Raw genomic sequence first — 2,885 nt, 5'->3', positions numbered from 1 at the left:
TGCGCGGGCAGCTGGAGATCTTCCAGGAGCACGCCTGCACCGAGGTGCTGCACGGCGTGATGCGCCAGGCGCTGTACCTGCTGCCGCAGCCGCCGGCCGAGGCACGGCCGAAGGTACTGCTGACCACCTTCCCGGGCGAGCCGCACGGGCTGGGGCTGCTGCTGGCCGAGGTGCTGCTGGGCGTGGACGGCGCGCACTGCACATCGCTCGGGCTGCAGACGCCGCTGTGGGATACGGTGCTGGCAGCCCGGGCCTTCCGGTCCGACATCGTCGTGCTGGCCTTCAGCGGCGCCACCCACCCGCAGCAGGTCACCGACAGCCTGGTCGAGCTGCGGGCGAAGCTCGCGCCGCCGGTGGAGGTGTGGGTGGGCGGTGCGGCACCGGTGCTGCACCGGCGCACGCCAGCCGGCATCACGGCGCTGGCGACGCTCGGCGACCTGCAGGGCGCGCTGCGGCGCTGGCGCGAACAAGCCGCGCGATAACCTTCATGTCGTCTGTCATGTGACGGACTGTCACGATGGCCCGTCTAGAATGCCGCCGGACTTCCACAGGCCCTACCATGCTTTACCCCGAACTGTTCAAGCAACTCGAGGCTGTCCGATGGAACATGGACACCGACATTCCCTGGGATCAGTTCGATGGCAGCCAGCTCAGCGAAGAGCAAGCCCAGACCATCAAGATGAACGCGATCACCGAGTGGGCGGCGCTGCCGGCCACCGAGATGTTCCTGCGCGACAACCGCGATGACAGCGATTTCTCCGCCTTCATGAGCGTCTGGTTCTTCGAGGAGCAGAAGCACTCGCTGGTGCTGATGGAGTACCTGCGCCGCTTCCGGCCCGACCTGGTGCCGAGCGAAGAGGAGCTGCACGCGATCCGCTTCGAGTTCGACCCGGCGCCGGCGCTCGAGACGCTGATGCTGCACTTCTGCGGCGAGATCCGCCTGAACCACTGGTACCGCCGCGCCGCCGAATGGCACAGCGAGCCGGTGATCAAGGCCATCTACGAGACGCTCGCACGCGATGAAGCCCGCCATGGCGGTGCCTACCTGCGCTACATGAAGCGCGCGATGCAGAAGTTCGGCGATGAAGCGCGTGCCGCGTTCGCGAAGGTCGGCGTGCTGATGGCCAGCGCCCGCCGCACCGCGCAGGCGCTGCACCCGACCAACCTGCACGTGAACGTCAAGCTGTTCCCGCGCGACACCATCCAGAGCCGCCTGCCCAACCCCGAGTGGCTGGAGCAGTGGCTGGATCGCCAGATCCAGTTCGACGCGGTCTGGGAGACCAAGGTCGTCGAGCGCATCCTGCACAACATGAGCCTGCTGATGGAACGCAGCTTCGCGAGCGTGCAGGAGCTGAACCGCTTCCGCAAGGAGATGGCGGCGGCGATCGCGGCCGCAGCCAAGGGCGCCGGCCCGGGCGCGCAGCCGGCCTGATGCACGACGGCCCGGTGGCGTCGTTCCTCGACAAGCTCTGCCCGCGCGAGCAGCTGCCCGCGCGGCTGGCCGCGTTGCCGCGCCCGCTGGTGTTCACGAACGGCGTGTTCGACATCCTGCACCGCGGTCACGTCAGCTACCTCGCGCAGGCGCGCGAACTGGGCGGCAGCCTGGTGATCGGGCTGAACAGCGACGCGTCGGCGCGCCTGCTCGGCAAGGGGCCYGACCGGCCGCTGAACGCCGAGACCGACCGCGCCTGCGTGCTCGCCGCGCTGGAGAGCGTGAGCCTGGTGACCCTCTTCGACGAGAAGACGCCGGTCGCGCTGCTCGGCGAGGTGCGGGCCGACCTGTACGTGAAGGGTGGCGACTACGACATGGAGACGCTGGAGGAAACGCGGCTCGTGCGCAGCTGGGGCGGCCAGGCGCTGGCGATCCCGTTCGTCGACGGTTACTCGACGACGGCCCTGGTGAAGCGCATCCGCGCCTGAATTCCTGATCAGGCCTTCGCCGGCCGGTTCACCACCGCAATCCCGATCGCGACACCGGCCAGCGCCACCACCAGCCGCGCGGTGATCGGCTCCCCCAGCAGCCACAGCCCGAGCAGCAGCCCGAACACCGGCGTCAGCAGCGTGAACGCGGCCAGCCGCGTCGCCGGGTAGTGACGCACCAGCCAGAACCACATCAGGTAGCTGGCCGACGTGACCACCACCACCTGGAATGCGAGCGAGCCCCAGGCGAGCGGCGACAGCGCGTGCGGCAGCGGCTGCCCGCTGGCAAGCGCGCCCAGCGTCAGCAGCACACCCGACACGCCGAGCTGGTACAGCAGCGTCTTCTCGGCCGAGGCGCCCGACAGCTTCGTGCCGCGGATCGACAGCGTGGTCGCGCCCCACAGCACGCCGGCCGTCACCCCGAGCGCGTCGCCGATCCACTGGTGCGCGCCGACGGCCGGCCGCGAGAAGCCCTCGGCAAAGGCCCACGCGACGCCCGCGAACGCGGCGACCAGCCCGCCCACCTGCACGCCCGACAACCGCTCCGAGTGCGCGATGAACGGCATGCCGAGCGCGACGACGAATGGCGACAGGTAGATGAACACCACCATGCGCGACGCGCTGGTGAACTGCAGCCCGAGGAAGATGCAGACGAACTCGGCGGCGAACAGTGCGCCGGCAAGCAGTCCGCCGGCCAGCGTGCCGTCGCGCTCGAACAGCCGGATGCCGCGCCAGCGCGACCACAGGAACACCAGCAGCGCGCCGCCCGCCGAGCGCAGCGCCGCCTGCTGCAGCGGCGGCACCTCGGGCAGCGCCGCCTTCGCGGCGACCTGGTTCAGCCCCCACAGGAAGCACAGGCCGATCAGCGAGGTCACGGCCAGCGTATCGAGCGCGCTCTTTCGTTCAGTCATGGGGTCCGGTTCCGGCGGGACGGCGCTGCAGGCCCGCGGCGATCAGCGCACAGG

General features: G+C 70.0%; 3 protein-coding genes and 1 pseudogene. 3 read left to right on the top strand and 1 reads right to left on the bottom strand.

Annotated elements, in window-relative coordinates; all coding sequences use genetic code 11:
• The 3 genes and pseudogenes from AC1D15_RS25220 to rfaE2 form a co-directional block, all read left to right on the top strand.
• Positions 1-482 (top strand): annotated as a pseudogene (locus tag AC1D15_RS25220) (cobalamin-binding protein); the annotation flags it as partial.
• A 77-nt stretch (positions 483-559) separates the two neighbouring features.
• Positions 560-1,432: a ferritin family protein gene (locus AC1D15_RS25215; RefSeq protein WP_047501823.1), complete on the top strand. Its 873-nt coding sequence runs from the start codon at positions 560-562 to the stop codon at positions 1,430-1,432.
• Entirely contained in the window at positions 1,432-1,920 is a 489-nt protein-coding gene (rfaE2, locus tag AC1D15_RS25210) for a D-glycero-beta-D-manno-heptose 1-phosphate adenylyltransferase (RefSeq protein WP_477828138.1), read from the top strand. Before AC1D15_RS25215 ends, rfaE2 begins: the two co-directional genes overlap by 1 nt.
• Before the next feature lie 8 nt (positions 1,921-1,928).
• Here rfaE2 and AC1D15_RS25205 read toward each other — a convergent pair whose 3' ends face one another.
• Positions 1,929-2,831, bottom strand: coding sequence for a DMT family transporter (locus AC1D15_RS25205; protein ID WP_477828137.1), 903 nt, complete (start codon positions 2,829-2,831; stop codon positions 1,929-1,931).
• Positions 2,832-2,885 lie beyond the last annotated feature (54 nt).

Source organism: Rhizobacter sp. P2_H2, from assembly GCF_056403375.1.
The sequence above is the reverse complement of the archived record's forward strand: the minus strand, read 5'-3'. Positions and strand labels throughout refer to the sequence as shown.

Coding starts and splice junctions, on each gene's coding strand:
- AC1D15_RS25205 (WP_477828137.1), bottom strand. CDS start 2,831: ATGACTGAACGAAAGAGCGCGCTCGATACGCTGGCCGTGACCTCGCTG.
- AC1D15_RS25215 (WP_047501823.1), top strand. CDS start 560: ATGCTTTACCCCGAACTGTTCAAGCAACTCGAGGCTGTCCGATGGAAC.